Source organism: Cytobacillus sp. FSL R7-0696, assembly GCF_038006865.1.
GTDB classification, from domain to species: domain Bacteria; phylum Bacillota; class Bacilli; order Bacillales; family Cytobacillaceae; genus Cytobacillus; species Cytobacillus kochii.
This window is the reverse complement of sequence record NZ_JBBOWA010000003.1, coordinates 1-4502: the sequence shown is the minus strand read 5'-3', so window position 1 is coordinate 4502 and position 4502 is coordinate 1. Positions and strand designations below refer to the sequence as shown.

Here is a 4502-nt window from a genome sequence, read left to right as displayed (position 1 = left end):
GCGAGGGAGCCCCTCAAGGATTGAGGGGTTGGGGAGTTCGATTAAGGGGGTCTGGGGAAGAGTTCCCCAGTGGGTTTGGGCAAAGCCCAAGGTTTGTTTTTTACCATGCTGTAGCATGGCTTGGCGGAGCCAAAAAGCGTCGCAGACCACATGAAACTTTGCGTGCAAAGTGTAGTGTGTTACACTTCTCTTAATCTATTAGATTTTCGGAAGGGTGCGAAATCAATGAGTTACTCTATTATTCGGATGCAAAAAATGAAATCTCATGCCATAAAAGGTATTCAATTTCACAACCAAAGAGAGAAAGAAAGTGAGACAAATCCCGACATCAATAAGGCGGATTCTCACCTTAATTATGATTTGATAAATGGTCAAAAGCAGATTGATTATACGGAGAAAATCAATCAAGTGATTGAGGATAATGTGCTCTCTGGAAAGAAGATCCGTAAAGATGCGGTTCGTCTCTCTGAATTTTTGATTACATCGGATAAAGAATTTTTTGAGAGAATTTCATCGAAAGAGCAGAAAAGGTATTTTGAAACGGCTCATGAATTTCTTGCTGATCGATACGGTGAGAAGAATTTAATTTATGCAACGGTTCATCATGACGAGAAAACCCCTCACATGCACGTTGGCTTTGTTCCAGTAACGGAAGATGGCAGATTGTCGGCTAAAGATTTCTTTGGCCAGAAAAAGCAACTGGTGAGCCTTCAGGATGATTTTAACGCTTATCTGAAGGAAAATGGCTTTGAGTTAGAAAGAGGGGTTTCATCGAGCCGTAAGCACGTTGAGACGGCTAAATATAAGGCTCTGACGTTTGGAAATATGGAAAAAGAGGCTCAACAGAAATTTGAGCAAACAATGGGGCAGATTCAAGCCATCGATGAGAAGACGAAATCTATTGAAAACATTGAAGCGAAGAAGGTTCTTGGATTGGTCGGAATGAAGGAAAATGATTATCAAAATTTAGTGGATTATGCCATGAATGGGGTCGTTTATCAGATGCAAGCGGAACAGCTGCAGCAGGAATTAGAGAAATCTCAAAAAGAGGTTAAGAAGCTAAAATCTGATATACAAATAGGACAAGACAAAATTCGATATTATTACAAGGATGTTGAAGAAAATCTTGAAAAATTATCAACCGAAAAAGCTAAAGAAAAGCTGAAACAGAGTGATCTTGTGAAGAATTACAGTGGCTTAATTGATAAATATAATGGAATCGTTCAGAAGTTCAATGACCAGCTGGGGGAAAAGAAAGAATTAAAGCAAAAAGTTCATGATTTAACCTATCAAAATCAGTCTTATCAAAGGGAAAATCGAGAATTGAAGGAAAAATTGCTTCAAATCGGTAAAGAATTTTCAGCTTTTAAGTCAAAAGTGACAAAGGCTTTATCCTCTCAACTTACTCGTGTTAAGACGTTTTTGAGGATACAAGAAGTTGACCCTAAATTTATAAAGTTTCTGGATCAGAACCAAGAAAAAATTGTCAAGGACTCTTTTAAAAAAATGGAGGAACCTCAAAGGCAAAAAGGAATGGAGATAGAGCGTTAATAAAGGTAAATCAGTTGGTTAAGAAGTTACAGAAGTTAGATCAAGATGGTGAATTAATGCTTTTCATGAGGGATAAAAAGAGACCATATTTAGGTTTGGGAACGAGTATTCCAATCAAGGACATTAGTATTTTTACAAGTATTGATCAAGATTCAAATGAGGACTTATATGTTCTTGAGATTAAGAAAGACGTGTAGTTTTATAATCTGTTATAATTTAACTAGAACGAGAAAAACCGCCCAAGCTTTGGTCGGCAAGGCGGTTTCTCGTATTATTACGGGCAAGGATTATTGCCCCTATTCATATCGTTATAATTCTATTCTAACACATAGGGGCTAATTCCTGCTATAAGGAGAGGGATTAGATGACCAAGAAAAATTTTGAACAAGCAGAAAAAAATGCTAGAAAAAGAGATTTTAAAAATCAAAAAGAAAAATTTAAGCAGGATCATAGTGGTGTAGACCAAGAAGAAGCAAATAATGCTATGAAAACATTGAGTAAAGCTACTGGGAAAGAAGTTTTTATCGTTACAAAACGTTCTCCCCAGTCAAAAGTGAGGTTTGTTCAATTGATTCAAGATAATTGGAATTATGCTTTGGAAACTGGTTTTTTCACCGATGAAGAAATGCTATTTTTAATGCGTATTCAACGCTTTTTACAGTTTAAAAGTAATTGTATTGTGGATGATATTCATTCACGAAGTGCAGTTCCTATGACACAAAAGGCACTTGCTGAAAAACTTGGAACAAGTGCTCCTAAAATTAGTAGACTAGTAAATAATCTTGTTGACAAAGGGGTTATTGTTAAAGCACAAGGTCAAAAAATAGAAGGAAATAATGCTCGTACATACGCTTTATTCATAAATCCAAATATTATTTATAGTGGTGAACGTGACAACGTAGAAACTACTTTAAAAACCTTATTTATCAATGCTAAGCCATTATTTGAAAATTTTCCAATAGCCCTTTTTTAAGGGCTATTTTTATTAGTTTTCGTAGTTATCTAATTCGGTAACTAAAGTTATCTAATTCGGTAACTACGAAAACTAGCAAAAACCCTTGATATAATAGCTTTTTTTACTAGTTAGTTAGCCAATTTACTCTCACTCTCTAATAAGGAGCTTTTCTCTGTTCGTGATTTTTACTCTTTTACCTTACATATCTACGAATATGGAGGATTTCCTCATTCCCCCTTGTTCAGCCTCAACCCTAAAACAAGGAGCCATACTGGTGATATATGTATTGATATAACATAATGAATTTAGAAAATTAAAAGGGAGATAATATCTCAAATAGAAAATATAAGCAAAAAAAGTTTTTTTAAGATATAATCAAAAAGAATAATTTTCAAAAAAAGGAGTTTTTGGAATGGATGGGGAAGTTTTCATTTATTTAAGACCGATCTTTTATTTAATACTAGCTTTTATAATATTAAATTTATTAATTTTAATTTTTATTAAAAGTAAAACTAATAACGGATATATAATATTAAATTCGTTTTTCTTAACTGTACTTGCTTGTATGGTTTGGTTCCAGGGAAATATAATAACAGATGAATTTAATTTAGTAGGAGATTCCCTATATTTCACTTTAACTATAGTCATAGGTATTATTTTCATTATAGGAGCAATAATAAATATAACAAAAAAGAGAGATTCTTAATGAATCTCTCTTTTTTGTTATTTAGGATTACATCCCTTTTTAATAGTTTCTGTAAGACTAGTTGTTGTACGATGTGGTTCTAAATTCCAAGGTGTCTTGAAAGATTGAGCCATAGTTACATGACACTCAAATTGAGCTTTCATAGATGCAGTGTTTTTCCAATTACTGCTCCCTTTATGTTTGTTATAAAGAATAGTCCATGCTTTAGAAGCAGCTACCATTCTTGCATTACCATTTGGAGCTTTAATAAGTGGCCCTGATGATTTAGGTGTAACACTAAGTGATACTACTCCGTCTCTAGTTATCCATTTTGAACTAGTAAAATAATCCGAAAATGAATCAGCACTTGCAGAAGCTGTATTAGTAACTGTAAACAAACTTAAAACCAAGGCAAAGGCTATTAAAATTTTAGAAATGTACTTCATTCCATTTTTCCCCCTTTTTGTATATTTATCCTTTTCTATGAGAATATTAATATAAATGGAATATTTTATCAACATATTATTTTCACTCTTAACGATATTTAAATATTTTTGAAAATTTACAATTTTTAGTAAATAATTGTCATATTAATCATACTTAAAAGATAATTAACTCACTAACATATATCGCAAAACCGCCACATATTAAAATCTCTGAAACTACTGATATATCAACCTTTTTTACACTTTTATAACTCTCTCTTCTCACTCTATATATTTAGGGGCTTTTCTCCATGCAAGGTTCGGGTAGTATTTTTTGAGAAACCCACTCAAAAAATCTCCACCCTTTTCCCCCTTGCATTCCGAAATTTTGCAGACTTCAAGGGCTTCGCCGAACGACCGATAAACTGATGAGGAAGAAAGTTAGCGGTCGTTCACTTCGTTTTAGTGTAGCCTGCAAAACCGCCAGTTCTACCGTTCATAATTTTGCTTTTTTAGTCTTATGAAGTGACGCAATGCGGGGGCTAGCCCCCACACCCCCAACCTTCACTCTCTCAACCTGAGGAGGAGGAACATCGAAAACCATAAAAAAAGACTCCCTTTAAACGAAGTTGATTGGAAAAGTGTCGAGGAAGTCAAAGACACTTACAATCAATCATCATTTTAACGCTCTATAAGCGTCTCTGTTGCCTTTTTAGGCAACGGGAGGATTTTAAATAAGGGGTAACCTCTCACAAAGGCGAGAGAAGCCCTGTATGGCGTCTGTCAACGGTAAGCGGACCGTAGGGAGCATTAAGGAGTTGACAGACTCACTTCACCAAGACCCTCTTGGTGTGTCAAAAGGCAACACCTTTTGACCTGCCTACCG

At 34.8% G+C, this 4502-nt stretch carries 5 protein-coding genes and 1 pseudogene; 5 read left to right on the top strand and 1 reads right to left on the bottom strand.

What is annotated here, in order from left to right:
• From MKX29_RS24425 to MKX29_RS24405, 5 genes and pseudogenes are all read left to right on the top strand, one after another.
• Positions 1-194, top strand: a pseudogene (locus MKX29_RS24425) (hypothetical protein); the annotation flags it as partial.
• Between the two features lie 31 nt (positions 195-225).
• The gene (mobV, locus tag MKX29_RS24420) at positions 226-1551 is read left to right on the top strand and encodes a MobV family relaxase (RefSeq protein ID WP_340725641.1); all 1326 of its coding nucleotides are present in this window, start codon (positions 226-228) and stop codon (positions 1549-1551) included.
• 14 nt (positions 1552-1565) lie between these two features.
• Complete coding sequence (locus MKX29_RS24415; protein ID WP_340725642.1) at positions 1566-1748, top strand: hypothetical protein; 183 nt, start codon at positions 1566-1568, stop codon at positions 1746-1748.
• A gap of 167 nt (positions 1749-1915) precedes the next feature.
• Positions 1916-2524 carry a helix-turn-helix domain-containing protein gene (locus MKX29_RS24410; RefSeq protein WP_340725643.1) on the top strand — a complete coding sequence of 203 codons (609 nt, stop codon included), beginning with the start codon at positions 1916-1918 and terminating at the stop codon, positions 2522-2524.
• A gap of 394 nt (positions 2525-2918) precedes the next feature.
• Positions 2919-3212, top strand: a complete 294-nt coding sequence (locus MKX29_RS24405) for a hypothetical protein (RefSeq protein ID WP_340725639.1) — start codon at positions 2919-2921, stop codon at positions 3210-3212.
• 17 nt (positions 3213-3229) lie between these two features.
• On the opposite strand, the gene MKX29_RS24400 is transcribed toward MKX29_RS24405, so the two are convergent.
• Positions 3230-3637 carry a DUF2599 domain-containing protein gene (locus MKX29_RS24400; RefSeq protein ID WP_340725640.1) on the bottom strand — a complete coding sequence of 136 codons (408 nt, stop codon included), beginning with the start codon at positions 3635-3637 and terminating at the stop codon, positions 3230-3232.
• Positions 3638-4502 lie beyond the last annotated feature (865 nt).

Bases quoted from the DNA above. Each gene is read 5' to 3' on its own strand.
- mobV (WP_340725641.1), top strand. From the start codon at position 226: ATGAGTTACTCTATTATTCGGATGCAAAAAATGAAATCTCATGCCATA.
- MKX29_RS24400 (WP_340725640.1), bottom strand. From the start codon at position 3,637: ATGAAGTACATTTCTAAAATTTTAATAGCCTTTGCCTTGGTTTTAAGT.
- MKX29_RS24405 (WP_340725639.1), top strand. From the start codon at position 2,919: ATGGATGGGGAAGTTTTCATTTATTTAAGACCGATCTTTTATTTAATA.
- MKX29_RS24410 (WP_340725643.1), top strand. From the start codon at position 1,916: ATGACCAAGAAAAATTTTGAACAAGCAGAAAAAAATGCTAGAAAAAGA.